Source organism: Acidovorax sp. sic0104, from assembly GCF_019219095.1.
Taxonomy (GTDB): domain Bacteria; phylum Pseudomonadota; class Gammaproteobacteria; order Burkholderiales; family Burkholderiaceae_C; genus Acidovorax.
Window position 1 is genome coordinate 152,139 of record NZ_JAHUWH010000007.1, and the last position, 16,883, is coordinate 169,021.

Annotated in this window: 16 protein-coding genes; all 16 read left to right on the forward strand. The window is 60.6% G+C overall.

The genetic code is table 11. From position 1 onward, the window contains the following. The first annotated feature begins 3 nt into the window (after positions 1–3). Complete coding sequence (locus KW835_RS13445) at positions 4–612, forward strand: DUF4400 domain-containing protein (protein ID WP_218383140.1); 609 nt, start codon at positions 4–6, stop codon at positions 610–612. A 38-nt stretch (positions 613–650) separates the two neighbouring features. Then, positions 651–1,316 carry an EAL domain-containing protein gene (locus KW835_RS13450; RefSeq protein WP_218383141.1) on the forward strand — a complete coding sequence of 222 codons (666 nt, stop codon included), beginning with the start codon at positions 651–653 and terminating at the stop codon, positions 1,314–1,316. A gap of 212 nt (positions 1,317–1,528) precedes the next feature. Continuing rightward, positions 1,529–1,948, forward strand: coding sequence for a lytic transglycosylase domain-containing protein (locus KW835_RS13455; protein ID WP_218383142.1), 420 nt, complete (start codon positions 1,529–1,531; stop codon positions 1,946–1,948). A gap of 55 nt (positions 1,949–2,003) precedes the next feature. After that, positions 2,004–5,765 (forward strand): hypothetical protein, encoded by a 3,762-nt coding sequence (locus tag KW835_RS26860; protein ID WP_255593521.1) that lies wholly within the window; start codon positions 2,004–2,006, stop codon positions 5,763–5,765. 146 nt (positions 5,766–5,911) lie between these two features. Beyond that, positions 5,912–6,526 (forward strand): hypothetical protein, encoded by a 615-nt coding sequence (locus tag KW835_RS13465; RefSeq protein ID WP_218383143.1) that lies wholly within the window; start codon positions 5,912–5,914, stop codon positions 6,524–6,526. Next, positions 6,523–6,801: a type IV conjugative transfer system protein TraL gene (traL, locus tag KW835_RS13470; protein ID WP_218383144.1), complete on the forward strand. Its 279-nt coding sequence runs from the start codon at positions 6,523–6,525 to the stop codon at positions 6,799–6,801. The genes KW835_RS13465 and traL overlap by 4 nt, the downstream gene beginning before the upstream one ends. Next, the gene (locus KW835_RS13475; protein ID WP_218383145.1) at positions 6,798–7,589 is read left to right on the forward strand and encodes a type IV conjugative transfer system protein TraE; all 792 of its coding nucleotides are present in this window, start codon (positions 6,798–6,800) and stop codon (positions 7,587–7,589) included. The genes traL and KW835_RS13475 overlap by 4 nt, the downstream gene beginning before the upstream one ends. A gap of 3 nt (positions 7,590–7,592) precedes the next feature. Beyond that, positions 7,593–8,651 (forward strand): type-F conjugative transfer system secretin TraK, encoded by a 1,059-nt coding sequence (locus tag KW835_RS13480; protein WP_218383146.1) that lies wholly within the window; start codon positions 7,593–7,595, stop codon positions 8,649–8,651. Continuing rightward, entirely contained in the window at positions 8,648–10,132 is a 1,485-nt protein-coding gene (locus KW835_RS13485; protein ID WP_255593523.1) for a TraB/VirB10 family protein, read from the forward strand. Before KW835_RS13480 ends, KW835_RS13485 begins: the two co-directional genes overlap by 4 nt. Positions 10,133–10,134: 2 nt before the next feature. Continuing rightward, complete coding sequence (gene traV / locus KW835_RS13490) at positions 10,135–10,650, forward strand: type IV conjugative transfer system lipoprotein TraV (protein WP_255593524.1); 516 nt, start codon at positions 10,135–10,137, stop codon at positions 10,648–10,650. Positions 10,651–10,677: 27 nt separating this feature from the next. Continuing rightward, entirely contained in the window at positions 10,678–11,025 is a 348-nt protein-coding gene (gene traA / locus KW835_RS13495; protein ID WP_255593525.1) for a TraA family conjugative transfer protein, read from the forward strand. Between the two features lie 36 nt (positions 11,026–11,061). Then, positions 11,062–13,503, forward strand: coding sequence for a type IV secretion system protein TraC (gene traC, locus KW835_RS13500; RefSeq protein ID WP_218383148.1), 2,442 nt, complete (start codon positions 11,062–11,064; stop codon positions 13,501–13,503). Positions 13,504–13,515: 12 nt separating this feature from the next. Continuing rightward, entirely contained in the window at positions 13,516–14,001 is a 486-nt protein-coding gene (locus KW835_RS13505; RefSeq protein WP_218383149.1) for a TrbI F-type domain-containing protein, read from the forward strand. Position 14,002: 1 nt separating this feature from the next. Continuing rightward, positions 14,003–14,566, forward strand: a complete 564-nt coding sequence (locus KW835_RS13510) for a S26 family signal peptidase (protein WP_218383150.1) — start codon at positions 14,003–14,005, stop codon at positions 14,564–14,566. Between the two features lie 55 nt (positions 14,567–14,621). After that, the gene (locus tag KW835_RS13515; RefSeq protein ID WP_255593526.1) at positions 14,622–15,725 is read left to right on the forward strand and encodes a TrbC family F-type conjugative pilus assembly protein; all 1,104 of its coding nucleotides are present in this window, start codon (positions 14,622–14,624) and stop codon (positions 15,723–15,725) included. Beyond that, positions 15,725–16,876 carry a TraU family protein gene (locus tag KW835_RS13520; protein ID WP_218383151.1) on the forward strand — a complete coding sequence of 384 codons (1,152 nt, stop codon included), beginning with the start codon at positions 15,725–15,727 and terminating at the stop codon, positions 16,874–16,876. The genes KW835_RS13515 and KW835_RS13520 overlap by 1 nt, the downstream gene beginning before the upstream one ends. The last annotated feature ends 7 nt before the right edge of the window (positions 16,877–16,883 follow it).

Genomic DNA, 16,883 nt, shown 5'->3' on the forward strand with positions numbered 1-16,883 from the left:
CCGATGGCGACATCACAGAAAGAGAACAAGCACTCCTTTGCGTCGATCGCCATGGTGATCGTCATCTTCGGAGGAATGGCGGCCTTGGTCTTCATACCAGTTGAGGTGTTCGAGATGGTGCGCGCGAGCGAGCAGAACCAGATCATGTCTTGGTTGGGGGAAGAAACCGACCTCTGGATCATGATGAAAATCTTGCACCTCCTGCAGTGGGCGAACAGCGAGGCCTCCTCATCGCTCGATGCATTGCATCTCAGCGGCAACGCCAAGATCGATGGGTGGCTCGCGCAGCGATTGCACGCGGCGCTGATCTGGACCCACGTGATCTTCTATCGCGGCGGCTTCATGTTGATGTGGGGTGTCTTTGCGATCCCACTGCTCATCGCCATGTACATGGATGGCCACTACCAGCGCGAAAAGCGCAAAGCCATGTTCTCCTCCCAAAGCCCTGTGATGCACAAGTACGGCATCGACATGATGAAGGGTGCGTTGGGAGTGCTCATCCTTTGGGTCTTCATTCCGTGGCACATCACGATGTTGATTGCGCCGCTCATCTACGTCTCGATCGGAATTGCGGGGTGGCTATGGATTTCGAATATGCAAAAGCGCATGTGAGAGCGAGGGCACACAGGGCCATCAGCCCGATACAGCGTGTGTCCGAACACTTCAGGGCACAGCCTATCGTCAAAGCGCACAGCGACCATCGCTTCGTGGGCCTGGAGTTGCTGCATCGCAGCACCCTGCAATACCAGGACCCACAAGCCATGCTTGACGTGGACATCAGGGCGGTGGAGAACGCCGCAATTCTGGCGCGAGAGTATGGCTACCAGAAGCGTATCCATTGCAACGTTGAGATCAGCTCGCTGGTGCACACCAAGTGGATCGATGCGATGGCAGGCAGCATGTGCCCCGGAGTGGTCGTGGAGTTGGTAGAGCGCAACCATCTACTCAACGATGACAGGGTGCTGCACAAGGTTCACCTCATGGTCGATGCAATCCGGAAGTTCGGTGGAATCATCGCCCTGGACGACGTGACGGGAACGCCTATCGAGATGGATGCGATCAAGACGATGCGGCCGGAGATCATCAAGGTGGAAAGAGAAGGGCGCATTGACCGCCTGAAAGCCCACACCAAGTCCACACTCGTGGTTGAGCGAATTGAGAGTCTTATCCAGGCAAGCCAGGCCAAGGAACTCGGCGTGGACGAGCTCCAGGGCTACTGGTGCGACGTCCGCGCCGCCTCCGAGATTCCTGCTGCGCTCACTCCACCCGGCATCGCATTCTTCGCCAGCCAAGAAGCCTTGCGGAGGGCTGCGTAGGCAGCTCTGGGCTCCCTCCAGCCAGGTGTCGCCGCCATTGACCAGTACTCTTTGGCTACGCGTGGAATCGCGGGCGGCTTGCGGGGGGCCGTGGACTTAACTCAGTCGTCCACGCTCTTGAATCGAATTCGCCACCCAGGAAACCGGAAACGCTGCTAACGAGGGCGCGTTTCCAGGGTGTTTTCCGGGGCTGAATCCCTAGCATCGATGGGATGAAAGTCTGGATTCTTGCCGCACTCACACTCCTGTCCGTCAACGCCAACGCGGCATGCTTCGACGAGGCCGCCAAGCGCTACCAAGTCCCCGTCGCGCTCCTCAAGGCCATTTCGAAGGTGGAATCGAATGGCAACGCGAATGCCCGCAACACGAACACAAACGGTTCGACGGACATCGGGCACATGCAGATCAACAGCAGCTGGTTGCCCACCTTGGCCAAGTACGGGATAGACGCGAAGAACCTCGCAGATCCCTGCATCAACACGAACATCGGCGCCTGGGTATTGGCTCACAACATTGCTCGCTACGGCCTCACATGGCAAGCAGTTGGGGCCTACAACGCCGTTACACCCTCCAAGCAGGACGTGTACGCCCGAAAGATCGCCAAGGCGCTCAAGGATGCGGCCAAGAGCTGACAGCCTTGCATAGCGCCACCCCTCGTCCAGAACCCACCAAAGCGGGAGCCACCCCATGAAAAACGCAACGTCGCTCAAGCACATCCCGTATGCGCTTCTCCTGGCCTATGGCATGACCCACTTCGGCCTGGCCCACGCCGCGCTGGTCTCTGGTGCCTGTCTGGTCAACGACATCAATGTCTGCCAGGACAGCAATACGACGTTGCCCACGACAGGCATCCTGACGATTCGCGGGTTTGCCTTTGACATGGACTCAGGCGACCGCTTTGTCGAGGGGGGCGGGGCATACGTGCTGGTGCGAAATGAAGACAGCTTGGCCACCTACAAGCTGCCGATCCAGCGGGCCGAGGCGAGACCCGATGTGGTTGCTGCTGCAATCACGGGCACGATCACGCCAGCCCAGTACGAAATGGTCAACTCTGGGTTCATCGCGCAGGTCTTCATGGCGTCACTGCCGCCAGGCCGCTACACGGTTCAGGAAGTGAAGGTGAACATGAAGGTGAGCGGGCTCACCAAGCTTCCCATCGAGTCGGCCAATGAGCGCGCCGCCTTCAACATCAGCAGCGGGGACAGTCCCTTCCGCCTTGTGAAGTCTGACGGCACGTCCGTTCCACTGAGCATGGGGAAGGCGGCCAACGGAGTCATTCCGGCAACCGGTTACCCACCGCTGCGCGACGGAACCTACCAAGTCCAAGCGTCTCTCCCCAGCGCTGCCGGGCAGCTTCTGAAATCCGTGGACTTCGTCTACAAGCGTCCGGTCCTGGCGGTGCCAGTGTCTTTGCCCATCGTTGAGGACTTCCCGGGCATCACCACACGCATGTCGCCGTCGAACCCCTTGAACAATCGGTCGCTGGATGTGACCTCGGTTCCCGTAGTGGTGGACGATATTCAGGGTTCCAACACCCAGCTCAACGGTGAGAAGCTCGAACCCGGCAAGGCCCTGGACCTGGCTCGTCAGCAAAGCGTGGCAGGGGTGTACCCGCTCGCTGTGCGCGACGATGGCGACACCGAGTTGCAGCAGACAGTCAAGCTCTGGGTGAATCTCCCGGACGCCCCCAACATTCACCTCGTTTCAAAGCGCTGGGATCCGGCCGCCAAGATCGCGGTGGGGGCATCGACGACTACGGTTGCCATCAAGGTCCAGGATCTCGACGTTGCCGCGAAGCTGGATGAAGGGTCACCCGATACCTGCCAGACACTCAATATGGTCCGCCCGGACTACATGCTGTCCCAGACCTCGGGAGTGAACTGCGCGATCAAGTTCGGGGACCTCCCGGAAGGCCTCAAATACAACCCGTACGCGGCGAACGCACTGCGTGGCTCGGTGCCAGTCGTGGGGCCGAACCTATTCGATTTCACACCAGGGGTGGTCTATACCGACCCGGCAACCCGCAAGACGGCCTTCTACCCGTCCAAGACGGGTACCAAGTCGATGACGATCGTAGGCACCACTCCGGTGCCGATCCAACTCGCCTTCAAAAATGATCGCCTGCTCGATCCCATCTACGCAAAAAACGCGGCTCAGTACCCAGGAAAGTTCTTCGCGACAGTAGACCGCGCCCAAGCACGCACGCTGGGTGTCATGAACGTAAAAGGTGGGTACCGGGAGATCATGACCCGGATCACCTACCCGGGCACCGATAACACGAAGGACGTGTATAGCTCGATTGCCGAAAGCAACGTGGCCCTCCAGCTACAAGCTGAGCAGCCTTGGGCGAACTACAAAGTCAAGGTGGAGTCTTGGTACCAAAAGGCGCCGGAGTTTCGCGTCGAGCAGGAACTGGACTTCGTCGGCGTACCCCTCACGCCCATCGTCGATCTTGAAAAGGCATTTACGTCCCACGACAAGGCGGACACAGTCATCTCGGGACAGGTGGGACTGTCCAAGGGCCAGTCGCTGGTCTTCGATCCGGCAGGCATGGGAGCTTGGCAGGTATTTGTCCGCGAAGAGAAGAGCGACACCCCCATTGGTGTTCCCGTGGCCGTGGGACCGGATGGTGCTTTTACTATCAACTTGGGCAGACTGAGCGCCGGCACCCGATACATCGTCGCCGAGGCAAAGATGGTGGACGGAACTGGCCTCATCTCCAACAGCTCCGTGGTGAGCAAGACCCGCGCTCTGGTGACGGCCGTGGGCGACAACATCGAGGCGACGCTCTCCTCGCGCAGCACGAGCGGGAAGGCGCCCTTCGTGCAGACCATCAACGCCAACCTCAAGAACAGCAAGATGCTCAGTTCGGTGAAGGCGGTGTCTTGGGAGCGCCAAAAGGCTGACGGAGGCTGGGAGCGCGTGATGCGCAATGACACCACCGAGTATGTCGGCGTGAACTACACCGCTACCGTGGCCGAGGTGGGGAAGGCGAACTACCGTGCAGTTCTGATCAACAAGTATTCGGGGGCCGAGTACGTCACCGAGCCGATCACCTTGCACGCGTTCGCGGTCCCCTCGTTCAGCATCAAGGCACCGGGCGTGGTCCAGGTGAACCGCCCCGTGACCCTGGAAGTCCAGGCCGACCAGGGATTCGAGGCGTCCTACATCTGGAAGATGATTACCTCGGGTGGCTACACGGAGGTGAGCGGTGAGACCGGAAAGTCCTTCAGCTTCACACCCACGGAGCTGAAGAACTACGTTGTGGAGGTATCCGGGCGCGCTGCGGATGCGCCGGACAACCCAGCTGCGAACGTCACTAAGACCGTAGGCGTCAAGGCCGTCAATCCGCTGGCGGCACGGGCAAGCATAACTGGCCCTACTTACCTCGAAGCTGGTAAGACCTATAGCTACAAGGCGACCATCAACGATGTTGTACCCACCGGCTCCAGCAAGGCCTACAAGGTGCTTGGCTACTGGATGCTACCGGACGGAACGCGGGTGGAAGGGACTGAACTGTCGTTCACTCCGCGTACAGGCGACACGGCGCTCAGCTACTACACGTACGTCGAGGGGTACCCGGAAGAGACCACGGTGGCCACGCTGGGCTTCAAAGCTTGGACCTACACGTGGCCGACAAACTGGCGAATCCGATTGCAGCCCACGCTGCTCGACGTGCCAGCGCTCGTGAAGTATTACGTGGAAGCACCGGACTTCGACTTGAAGACACTCAACGGTGAACCGCTGACTTACACGTGGGCACTCCCACAAGATGTGGCGCGGACCTCCGGGACAGATACTGCCGGCACGCTGACCATTGGCAAGAATGGCTCCTACCAACTCGCCGTGCAAGTCGCGGACACACGCGGGAACGTTGTGAACGTGCTCTCGGACGAGTTCACGATTCTGCCGGCCGCGAGCGTCAAGACCCAGGCATCCATCGTCTCGAAGTATGGGGCCGCATACTACGCACCAGGCACGTACTACGTGAGCCTGCGGATCAATGAGATGCCTCGTGGGGACTCGTTCCTTCGCAACGAGGTGCTCATCAACGGCGCGAAGGTCGGCGAGTTCACGGGCTCGGGCAACTACGTCTCCTTCGCCGACGCCGGCACGTACGAAGTGGCGATCAGGACGATTACGAAAGCGGGCAACTACGGAGAGCAGGCGATGACTGTTCCTGTGTCAGCTGCTCCAGTGGCGCAGTGCGAGATCAAGCAAGCCTCTACCACCAGCGGCGTACTGATCACGCCGCTGTGCACCGTCCCTGTCGGCTACATCAAAACCCTCACCTGGACTTACCGCCTGGATGGCACAGAACAGAAGGCCACATCAAAGTCGTTCCTCGTCACGAAGGACTGGATTGCGAACAGCCGTGTGCGGGATCTGCTGCTCACGATCGAAACGGACTTAGGCGCGATTTCCACCGTTCCGGTGGCGGTCAATTAGTCGGTTCATTTGTGGCAGTCCATTCGCGATGATTGATCCGCCACCTTCCTGAATACGCTGCAATTTCGGGCGTCTTTTTGGAGCACTTTTGATAGGCCCCAAACCTACTATTCCTTGCATCAGCTTAACGAAAAGCAGTGCAAGAAATGAAATCGGGGCCTTTGAAGTTACTAGCCGTTATGGCCATCGGAGCGATCTGCTCCGGTTGCGCGCCAAGGTTCATCGATGTGGAGCAACCAGTCCCTCGCAAGACCTGGGTTGAGCGCAACGTGGAGACCGTCAGCACGACGGTCGCCCCCTCCAACACCTCTGAATTCGTGCTCTCTACGGCCGAGCAGACGGTCATAGGCCCCGAGGAGCGTGTCCGCTGGATCTCCGGCGTCGATCTCTCCAAGAGCAAGCTGCAGCGCTCCACAGAGCGCGTGAATGGCGCTTCTATCGCCTCCCTTTCTGGCCAAGGCTCCAAGGCGCTAGCCAGCCTTGTCGAAGTCCAACAATTCGCAGTCATTGCCGGTGAATTGGCGGTCGAGGGTCAACTTTCATTGCAGCGGTTTCATTCGGCTCCGGCTAATCGCTATTACGTCGAATTCCTTAATTCAGGACGGATGACGGAAACGAGCGAAATCGAAATGACGAATGCATGGCGGACGTTGTCAGCGCGACTCAAGGAAAAGGGCCTGAACACGGCGAATGTGGTCCTTGGCGGCAGCAAGTACGAGCAGCGCGCCAACGCCATCGTTCTGGTGAGGGTCGGTAAATGAAAGAGCGCCCGATCCCCGACTACGTAGATGACCAGCTGCAGTTTTTCTTCTGGGAAGTGGACGAGTTCTTCCCAGCTCTGACGATCTTCATCGTGATGTTCATGTGGGACCAACTCCTGATGGGCATCGTGCTGACCGTCGTATTCGTGAAGGTATTTGGTCGATTCAAGACCAACAACATGCCGGGCGTTCTGTTCCACATGGCCTGGTGGAGCGGGCTCATGGGGATGAACAAGAAGTTCCCCAATGGCGCAATCCGGGAGGCAGTGAAATGAAGTTTATGGACATGCTTCGCAACATGAAGCAGCTGCAGGCCATCACCGTGGTCCTGCTCGTCTCCAACCTGATCTTGGGACTCGGCAACGTCTATGCCCTGATCACCGTCTCGAACATGCGTGAGCGCGTGGTGCTCGTGCCGCCGAACCTCGACAAGAAGGCGCAGATCGCCTGGGCGGGGGCGGACAAGGAGTACCTCAAGAGCTTCGGCCTATACATGGCCACGCTGGTCGGAAACATCCAGCCCAAGTCCTCCTCCGTGGTGCTCGATTCGGTGGGTGTTTTCATGGACCCCGCGATCTACAACGACTTCCGCCGCCAGTTGCTCGCGGTGATCGAGGACCCAGTCTTCAAGTCGTCTGGCTCGGTCATCAGCTTCTTGCCATCGTCAGTGCAGTACGAAGCGGAGACCACCCGCGTCTTCATCACCGGAACGATCGTCACGTCCACGGCGGGCTCGCAGAAGTACCAAAAGCAGGTCACTTACGAAGTAGGCACGGTGATTCGCGAGGGCCGTCCATACGTCACCCACTTCACCAGCTACGAAGGCAACGTGCCTCGCACTGTGACGTGGTGGGTGCAGAAGTCCAGCCGCGATGGCCAGGCCATCCCAGAGCACGCGCTTCCCGACCGCTGGAAGGCTCAGAAGGCTGCGGTCGTCGGTCCCACGGCCTCCGACTTCGAAGTCATGAACACCGGAAAGACCGGTGCTGGTGAGCCGGTAGCCGATATCGCCTCGCCATCCGCGAATCCCCCCGCAAGCGCGCCCCAGGAAAAGAAGGAGTAAGGCATGGCGTTGGTCAAGAAACTATTCGCGCTTGCGCTCGCCCTGGGCTTTGCCTGGAGCGCGATTGCTGCAGACGACGCCGCGAAGGCCGCACCCGTCGCAGCAAGCCCAGCTGCTGTCCAGGCACCGGCCGCCGAACCCGCTGCGGGGCAGGGCAGTGGGCGGTTCGTAGAGCGCGCCGGAACCGGCTCCAGCAAGGCCGTCCGCACCGCCGCGCCGGTCACGCTGCCGGCAGGCCCGCTGGGCAAGCCTACGGCCGACATCAACAAGCTGATTGGCGAAGCTCAAAAGGCGGGCGGCGAGCCTCTGGATCCAATCCAGAAGGAAATCAACCTCCCCGGGCTCAAGAAGGACGACCCCTCGCTCAAGCCTTTTGTGCTGCACACACGCAATGGCGTCAATGAGATCGTCCGCCTGTCGGGCCGCTTGCTGAACCGCATTGCGACACCGTTCAAGTCGCCGATGGTGATTGACACCAGCGCGTCCGACTACAAGGTCGTCGGCAGCGACATCTATTACACGCCTGCTGGCGACAAGCCCATTGGTCTGTTCATCGCGGATGAAGCCAATACGCAGCAGACGATCAGCCTGACGATCATCCCGGCGCAGGACATCCCGGGCCAGAACCTGATTGTCAAGCTGGAAGACCTGCGCACGGTACAGAACCTTGCGGCAGCGCCTTCCGACGCAGAGGCCGAGATCCTCGCCCCCCGCGCCAGTGACTACACGGGTTTCGTCCGCACCCTGATGACGCAGGCGGTGCGCGGTCGAATCACCGGCTTCTCTCCTGTGCCGCTGGAAGGTGGCGTCGCGCGTATGGGAACGCTGGAAGTGGAGCCCGAGGTTTCCTTTGCAGGCTCCGTGGTGGACGTCTATCGCTACAAGTTGCTCAACGCCGGGAAGGAGCGGATCGACCTACTGGAGACCGCCTTCTATCGAAAGGGCGTAAAGGCAGTGAGCTTCTTCCCGCGCATCTCGCTGGCACCAGGCGAGCACAGCTACGTGTTTTTGCTCGCTGACAAGCCGAAGGCTGCAGCGAGCTACGGCGGGGAGGCCCAATGAGCATCGCAGACAGCTTCAACAACCTCCAGCCCCGCCAGCGGCGGACCATCATGGTTGTGGGCGCGATTGCCATCGTGCTGGGCGTGAGCGTGGCTATCACCTCCATGAGCGAGAAAAAGGCCCGCAAGAGCCCTCGCGCAGAAAAGCCTGAGGTGACGGTCGTTTCGCCCGCGCGTACGACGGGCGTGGAAGGCATGTCCACTGAGCTTGCGGCGCTGAAGAAGGGCCAGGAGGAACTGTTCCGAAAGTTCGCGAAGCAGGGCAGCGACGGCAACGGCTCCGGCAAAAAAGATGCGAACAAGGATGACGAACTGTCCTCAGTGGACACGGCCCTCGACATCCCATCCCTGACGCCACAGACCAGTGTCTTCGAGGCTCCGACGTCGCGCCCCCCAACGTTGCCGCCACCTCCGCCATCGGCGCCATCGGTGGCGCATGCGGCAACCGATGCGCCTGCGGCGCCCGTCCAGCCCGCGATGCCATCTCCTGGTGGTGCCGCTGCGTCCCAACAAGCTGAGAACCCGTCAGCCAGCCGGATTCGCGTGGTCACCGCGCGCGGTGAGCTGACCGCCACCCAGGTGGCGGAGGTGGTGAAGAAGCCTGAGGTCGCGGCCAAAGCCGTGAAGGGACCCGAAGGAGCGTTCATCCCGGCCGGTTCGATGTTCACAGGCGTGCTCCTGAATGGCTTGGACGCGCCGACTTCCTCGGTGGCGCAGAAGAACCCCACGCCGATCGTGATCCGCGTTAAGCGCGAGGCGTTGCTTCCGAACTTCGCATCAATCGATGTTCGCGAGTGCTTTTTGATGGCTGCAGGCTATGGGCAGTTGTCGAGCGAACGAGCAATGGCGCGGGCCGAGAGTCTCTCTTGCGTGCGTGCCGATGGCCAGGTCATCGAGAACAAGCTGGACGCATACATCGTCGGGTCTGACGGCAAGGTGGGCATCCAGGGCCGTCTTGTGAGCAAGCAGGGTCAGATGATCGCGCAAACCCTGATGGCGGGGGCACTCGGTGGCGTCGGCCAGGCGTTGACTCGCTCGCGCGTCCCCTCCCTGAACATCAATCCGGCCGAGGGCGAAAACCTCTATCAGTCCGAGTCGATGTCATCGGTGGGGCAATCCGGCCTTGCAGGAGGGATCTCTTCCTCCGCAAACATGATTGCCAAGTTCTACCTGGACATGGCCAAGGAAACCTTCCCGGTGGTGGAAGTGCCGGCAGGCGAGGTCGCCACCATCATCGTCACGCGCGGCACGAACCTCCCACTCAAGGGTTCCACCAATCTTCAGAAGTTCGTTGACCCCAACGAAAAGCAACGCGGCAACAACGCCCGCCGCGATCACGACGACGTCCACCAGGAGTCGCGTGCAACCCCGTCCCCCGCAAACGCAGCCCTCGGCATGGCGCAGCACTCCGCTGCAGGCATTGCAGCTGGCGTGGCGAACGCGAAGAAGCCCACCTTTGAAAACGGCCTCGGCTGGCAATGACTATGACCACTCAACTCCGCTCCGCGCTCGCGTTCGCCCTGGGGGCCGCTTGCCTCGCACTCGTCGGCTGCTCTTCGCTGAACACGGCCAAGAACTCCGACTTCGCTTGCGACAACAACAGCGACTGCCCCACGCCCCTGGAGGTGTATTCGCAGACGAACCACGCACCCGCCAGCGTCAAGAACGGCCGCACTCCCGAGTCATGGAAGCAGTCCAGCAGCAAGGGCTCGGATGGCAAGCGCGACAAGAAGGGCGAACAGCGCGAAGAGCTGCGCATGGACCTCGCCGTCTTGGCGCCTTCCGCCCAGATGCTCATGGCCGGTGATCCGGCGCCTCAGCCGCTGCGCGAGCCCAGCCAGGTCATGCGCATTTGGATCGCTCCATGGACCGATCAATCCGACAACCTGAATTGGTCGGGCTACGTCTATTCCGAAGTCACCACGCGCCGCTGGGCGTTCGGTGAGCAAGAGGTCCGCCATCAAGGCCTGCCTCCCCAGTTTCTCCCTCGCCAACCCTAAATCCATCAACTGAAAAAGGAAATTTCCATGCGTTTCTACCAACAAAACCGCCGGGGCGACGCAGACGCGTCCCGTTTCAACTTCGCGTTCCTGGCCTTCGCGCTCTTCATCGCTATGGCCCAAATCCAGGCCCACGCGGGAGCCGGTGGCACCGAGTTCACGCAGGTCTATGACCAGCTGACTGGCTGGGCCAACGGCACGCTGGGCAAGGTCCTGGGCGTCTCCGCGCTGCTGGTAGGCCTGGGCGTTGGCGTGATCAAGCAATCGGTGATTGCAGCAGTGGTGGGCATCGCAATGGCCCTGACAGCTGGCTTTGGCCCTGGCGTGATCGACGGCGTTGTGTCGTCCGGTGTCGCCATCGTCAACCAGATCTAAAGCCTCGGAAACGAGCAACAGCGGGGAGAGAAACCAATGTCAGCAGTTCACGACAACATCCGCAGGGCGGCCCAGCGGATCAACCCGGACGCGTTCCTTCCAGTGAACTCGTATGACCCGGAGACGGGGATATTTTTCCTCGACGACGGGTATCTCGGGGTCTGCTACTGGGGTGATCCAGTGAACGGCGCTGATGACCAAACGGCGGACATGCTCAGAAGTGCATTTTCGCTTCCGCTTCCAGAAGGCAGCTTCATTCAGGTGTCCCTAATTGGGATGCCTGACATTGACCGTCATGTGGCGGCCTATCGGGATCGCAGGCAGCAAGGCGTCAGCCGCCTGAAGAACCCCGTTACGCGCCGCGTGATAGAGGAATACGCTCATCGGCGGGCAGAGTTCATATCCAAAGCGCGTTCCGAATCGAACATTCCCACGGTGGGCGTGAAAATGCTCGATCGCAAGGTGTTCGTGACCCTCAAAATCCCGTTCACGGGAATGTTTCCGACCGACAGGGACATGGACGCGGTGGCCGAGTCGGGCGCAAAGCTCGCGGAGTCGCTGCAGGTGGTAGGCCTGTTCTTGACCCGTATGACCGACCAGCAGTACCTCACGCTGGCGTACCGACTCACGCACCCATTTGAGCCCCCAAAGACCGACAGCGTGCGATCGGACCAGCTGCTCAAGGAGCAGGTGTTTGTCCCTGGGGAAAGCATCGATGTCGAGGTGGACCGCCTGGTGTTCAACGATGACACGACAGCCCAGATGCTATCGGTGGGCCGATGGCCCAAGGGAAATGACCTTTCGTTGATGGCATACATGCTGGGCGACCCGCTCGGCGCCAACAACCAGATAAAGCTGCCGTACCACATCAACCTGACCCTGCACTATCCGGAGCAGTACAGCAAGCGCTCCACGATCAAGCAGAAATCGGCTTTCACGAACTACCAGGCGTTCGGCCCACTGCTTCGCTTCGTGCCAAAGCTACTGTTCAAAAAGCAGGGCTTGGACGTACTCGTTAACGCCGTGGAACAAGGTGCCACGGTGGTGGAGGCCTGCTTCACTATCAACGTCTACGGCCGGGAGCGCGAGGAGTGCATCCGTCAGATCGCGGCGCTCAAAACCTACATGCAGTCGTTCGACTTCAACATGGGCGAAGAAAAGCGCGTCATGCTTCCAGCGTTCTGGAATTCGTTCCCGCTGTTCCCCACCGCCGAGTCGATCAAGAACACTTTCCGCTTCAAGACGCTGGCCGTTGAGCAGGCGATGACTTTCTCCCCGATGCTGGGAGAGTGGAAGGGTACCGCGACAGGCAAGCCGGGCACGGGCCACGCGATGCTTCTTCAAAGCCGGCGCGGTCAGGTGATGAGTCTGGACCTGTACGACAGCCCAACCAACTACAACGGCGTGGTGTTTGCCGCCGCTGGTTCGGGCAAATCCTTCTTCACGCAAGCCATGATTGCCGACTATCTATCGATGGGCGCGAAGGTCTGGGTGATCGACGTTGGGCGCTCCTACCTCAAGCTTGCAAAGATGCTTGGCGGCTCGTTCATCGAGTTCGGCCCGGATTCCGGTCTCAGCCTGAACCCATTTTCGCGGGTGGTGGATATCGATGAGGAGATCGGCCTCATCAAGGCCTTGATCGAGAAGATGGCAGCTCCAGTGGACGGGCTGGAGGACTGGGCCCGCTCGCGGCTGGAGGAGGCGATCAAGTCCGTGTGGGGAACCAAGGCCCAGGCCACCACCATCACGGACATCGCTGAGTATTTGTCCCTGCAGGATGACCCCCGAATGAAAGACATCGGGGACATGCTGTTCCAGTTCACCCGCAACGGCTCGGAAGGCTACTGGTTCGATGGCAAGAGCAACATCGACCTTGACCGGGACATGGTGGTCTTGGAGCTTGAGGAATTGAAGGGCAAGAAGGTGCTGCAGCAACTGGTGCTAATGCAGCTGATCTCCTCGATTCAGCGGGAGATGTATCTCTCGACGGACGGGCGTCCGAAGATCCTGATCATCGACGAAGCTTGGGATCTTCTCAACGATCCGATCATTTCCCGCTTCATGGAAGACGCCTACCGGCGCTTTCGAAAGTACGGCGGCTCGGCCATCGTGGTTACCCAGTCTATTGCCGACCTCTACGGCTCTCCGTCCGGCGTGGCCATTGCCGCGAACTCGGCATTCAAGTTCATCCTGCGCCAGAACCCGGAAACCATCCAGCAGGTCAAGAAGAACGAGTACCTCGCGCTGGGTGAATACGGCTTCTACCTCCTTGGGACCGTGCACTCCATGCCCGGAAAGTACAGCGAGGTGCTCATGTACACGGACCAGGGCATGGGTCTCGCGCGCCTGGTCGTTGACCGGTTCACGCAGGTCCTCTTTTCCACCAGCGGCAATGAGCGAACCGAGGTTATCAACTCCATCGAAAAGGGCGTAGACCCTGTCGATGCCGTCGAGGACTACATCGCTACCTACGGCTAAGCACTACTCCAAATGACAACAGAAGCTCCAATCGAAACCACTCCTCCCGAACCGTCCGAGGTGAAGCGCGCCTCGGGTGGGCTCTCCGCCCTGGCGATCGACGTACTCGTAGTCGTGATCGTGTCACTCGCCATGGTATTGCTCGTCCTGAAATTCGGTCCAGCCCTTGGCTTGACCGGTGCTGGCGGCAAGTCGGAGCCCCAATTCCTCGTGGCCAACGTCGAAGCACTGGCAAGGGAGGAAATGCTTGCGCTCGGCGACCTGGTGCGCAAGGGCGAGATCACGCCGGCTGAGATGCCTGCCAAGACCGAGAAGTTCAGTGACGAGCTGATCAAAGCCCTTCAGACGACGGCGGATGAGACCGGCAAGGTAGTGCTGCGAAAAGACTCGCTCGTGGCGGCGCCGGAAACTGTGCTGGACCTAACCGACGAGATCCGCGCGAAGCTGATCAAGTCCGGCGCTATGCAGCAACCGGCCGACGCCAAGGACAAGCCCTGAAATGGATTCCGCAGAACTGCTGCCCCCAGCGGGCACCAAGCCTGCGCCTCGTCCAGGTTCACGGTTCATTTCGAGCCTCCTGTTGGCCGTTCTGCTCGTTGTGGCCGTCTCTGTCGTGGGGCTGAAGGCTGCTGGCTTTCGAGTCGGAATTGACGTCCAGCGCCTCATTGGAGAGCCAGCGTGCATGCCCACGCTGGTGTACCTCTGGCACAAGCCGGACCGCGCGACACCGCTGAAGGGCGACTACGTGGTGGCGAGGATGCCCGAGACGGGGATGGGGGTAGGCGCTCGCAAGGGCGATCGCATCGTCAAGAAGGTGATGGCCACAGAGGGAGACCGGGTTCGCATTCAGGGCACCGAGCTGTGGATCAACGAGCAGCACACCGAACGCCTCTGGCTCGCCAAGAGCATTCCAGGAAGAGCGCCCGGGGATTTCGACCGCGACTCGGTGATGGGAGAACACGAGATGTTCCTGATGGGCACCACCAAAGAGAGTTTTGATTCTAGATACTGGGGAACACTGCGCCGTGAACAAGTTCTTGGTTACGCGATACCTTTGCTGTAGCGTGCTTGCGGCACTGTGCACGGGTACCGCATTTACGGCAGATGAGTCTGTCCGGATGCCGTGGGCTGACCGCGCCCCGGCGCATGCCGTGCCGCTGCAGACCGCGCCTGCGAGCCCGACCCTCGGCGATCTGGGCTTCGGCGCGTCGCGGGGTGCCCCCGCGCAATGGATGAATGACACCTTCAACCGGCACCGCGAGGCCATTCCTGGCGTGAAGGAGGGCGAGTCCGTGGCGATGGACTACGAGATGCAGGTGTTCATCTCGGCTGGCATGCCCGAGGGCGTGCTGCGCCACCTCTTCGCCCAGGCGATGCAGTTCCCGCAGGGCAAGGTTCGGTTCGTGGTGCGCGGGTTCACACCGCAGCAGCTGGGGCCGCTGGTGAGCAAGCTGCGTGGCTTGTTCCCGGACCCCTATAGCGATCACATAGCCCTGGAAGTGGACCCGAATGCGTTCCGCACGTACAAGGTGGAGGCGGTGCCGGTGTTTCTGGTTAAAGAGCAGTACAAGTGGTTCGAAGTGCAAGGCGCCCAGAGCCTGGATGCCGCCAAGGAAAACGTGCGCAGCCGTAGCCGCAAGGTGGTGGGCGAGTTGTACGCCATTGCTGAGCCGGACATCCTCGCTGTTATCGAGGAGCGCGCCAAGAAATTTGACTGGGCCCCGGTCTTGGCACGCGCGCAAACGCGCATGGCGAACAACCTCAAGCCAGGCTTCGACCTCCCAACCGCTAACCGCAGCGATGTGCGCTACCACACGCCGACATTCTCCGTGCCGCACGACATCACTGCGCCGGGGCAGGATGGCCAAGCCGAGACGGTGCTCGCCCAAGGCGGCCAAACGTTGAATCTCCTGGACCACACGCGCCTGCAGGTGCCTGTGATCGTCTTCGACGCCTCGGATACACGCCAGGTGAAGATGGTGCGCGGCTGGCTCCAGCGTCCCGAATTCAAGGACGCTGATCTGTTCGTGATCGGCAGCGAACTTGCGCCCCGCAACTCCCGGTTGCCGATCACCACCGAGTTGGGCAACGCCTTCAAGCGGCCGGTGTACCCCTGGTTGGCCAAGCTCAGCGAGCGCATGGGTGTGGACTCTGTGCCTTCCATCGTCACGCAGGACGGCAAGCGCCTTCGTATTTCCTCCTTCGACCCGGAGAACCGTTGATGAAATTCCTGGGTGCGATCGCCTCCCTGGTGCTGGGAGCGGCACTTTCCTTTGGCCCATCCGCGCCTGCCCACGCACAGGGGGAGGCCTTGAACATCGGCTGCAACAGCTACAACCCGCTGGAAACCATGTTCTCCGACGTTTGCTGGTCGGGCATGTTTCCGATTCGACTCGCGGGCGGGACCTTCATGAGCGGAAAGTCCGGTGTTCCTGCCGACGCCACCCGTAAGGTGGTCTGCGCGTGCGGAGGGGACATCAAGAAGGGCCAGCTACCGCGCATTGGCTTCACCATCGGCTTTTGGGCGCCCTCCAAGATCATGGACGTTACCCGCAAGCCCTACTGCATGCCATCGCTGGGCGGGATCGAGATGCCGGTGGCAGGAGTGGATTTCTTGAACTCCGGAGCGAACCGGGGCCGCAACGATAGACAGGAAGCGTTCGCGAACTGGGTTCTCTACAGCTTCCCCATCGTGTACCTCCTGCGCTTACTCGACGACGGCGCGTGCCCATCGGACGGCTTGACCGACTTCGACCTGATCCAGGCGTCGCCCCTCTACCCGAACTGGAATGACGTCCTTGGCCGCTACACGACGTTTATCAACCCCGAGATGCTGCTCTTCGCGAACGCCACTTCGTTGTTCGCGATGCCCATTGACGCTGCTGCATCCACGGCTGGAAAGCCCATCAACAACATGTTCTGGACTGCCGGGGCGTGGGGACCGGTCTACCCGATCACGGGCTTCTTCGGGAACGGCGTGGGCAATATGAAAGACAACGTGGGCTTCACCAGCTTGACGGCCGTTCGAGGCCTTTCCCTGATGCACCGCCTGGGCTTCTTGAACGAAACCATCGGCAATGACAGCCTCTGCGAACGGCAGATGCGGCCGATCATCCGGAAAGACGCCTACCGGTGGCAGCTCCTGGCGCCCTCGCCAGAGTCGGATGGGCGCCTGCCCGGAGCGCCGCCCCCAGCCGCGACCACTTCGCAAGTTCAGGAGGTGAACCCGCCTTCCCGGTTCAGTACCTGCACCCACCCAACAGGATCCAGCACTGCGGCGTGGGGCGTCTGGCGCGATGTGCCGGCGACAGGTGAAGACCACTCGTACCTGATTTTCCAGTGGACCGACTGCTGCTTCGGCGCAACCCCTTGAGAGCGAA

Bases quoted from the DNA above. Each gene is read 5' to 3' on its own strand.
- KW835_RS13445 (WP_218383140.1), top strand. From the start codon at position 4: ATGGCGACATCACAGAAAGAGAACAAGCACTCCTTTGCGTCGATCGCC.
- KW835_RS13455 (WP_218383142.1), top strand. From the start codon at position 1,529: ATGAAAGTCTGGATTCTTGCCGCACTCACACTCCTGTCCGTCAACGCC.
- KW835_RS26860 (WP_255593521.1), top strand. From the start codon at position 2,004: ATGAAAAACGCAACGTCGCTCAAGCACATCCCGTATGCGCTTCTCCTG.
- KW835_RS13465 (WP_218383143.1), top strand. From the start codon at position 5,912: ATGAAATCGGGGCCTTTGAAGTTACTAGCCGTTATGGCCATCGGAGCG.
- traL (WP_218383144.1), top strand. From the start codon at position 6,523: ATGAAAGAGCGCCCGATCCCCGACTACGTAGATGACCAGCTGCAGTTT.
- KW835_RS13475 (WP_218383145.1), top strand. From the start codon at position 6,798: ATGAAGTTTATGGACATGCTTCGCAACATGAAGCAGCTGCAGGCCATC.
- KW835_RS13480 (WP_218383146.1), top strand. From the start codon at position 7,593: ATGGCGTTGGTCAAGAAACTATTCGCGCTTGCGCTCGCCCTGGGCTTT.
- KW835_RS13485 (WP_255593523.1), top strand. From the start codon at position 8,648: ATGAGCATCGCAGACAGCTTCAACAACCTCCAGCCCCGCCAGCGGCGG.
- traV (WP_255593524.1), top strand. From the start codon at position 10,135: ATGACCACTCAACTCCGCTCCGCGCTCGCGTTCGCCCTGGGGGCCGCT.
- traA (WP_255593525.1), top strand. From the start codon at position 10,678: ATGCGTTTCTACCAACAAAACCGCCGGGGCGACGCAGACGCGTCCCGT.
- traC (WP_218383148.1), top strand. From the start codon at position 11,062: ATGTCAGCAGTTCACGACAACATCCGCAGGGCGGCCCAGCGGATCAAC.
- KW835_RS13505 (WP_218383149.1), top strand. From the start codon at position 13,516: ATGACAACAGAAGCTCCAATCGAAACCACTCCTCCCGAACCGTCCGAG.
- KW835_RS13510 (WP_218383150.1), top strand. From the start codon at position 14,003: ATGGATTCCGCAGAACTGCTGCCCCCAGCGGGCACCAAGCCTGCGCCT.
- KW835_RS13515 (WP_255593526.1), top strand. From the start codon at position 14,622: ATGCCGTGGGCTGACCGCGCCCCGGCGCATGCCGTGCCGCTGCAGACC.
- KW835_RS13520 (WP_218383151.1), top strand. From the start codon at position 15,725: ATGAAATTCCTGGGTGCGATCGCCTCCCTGGTGCTGGGAGCGGCACTT.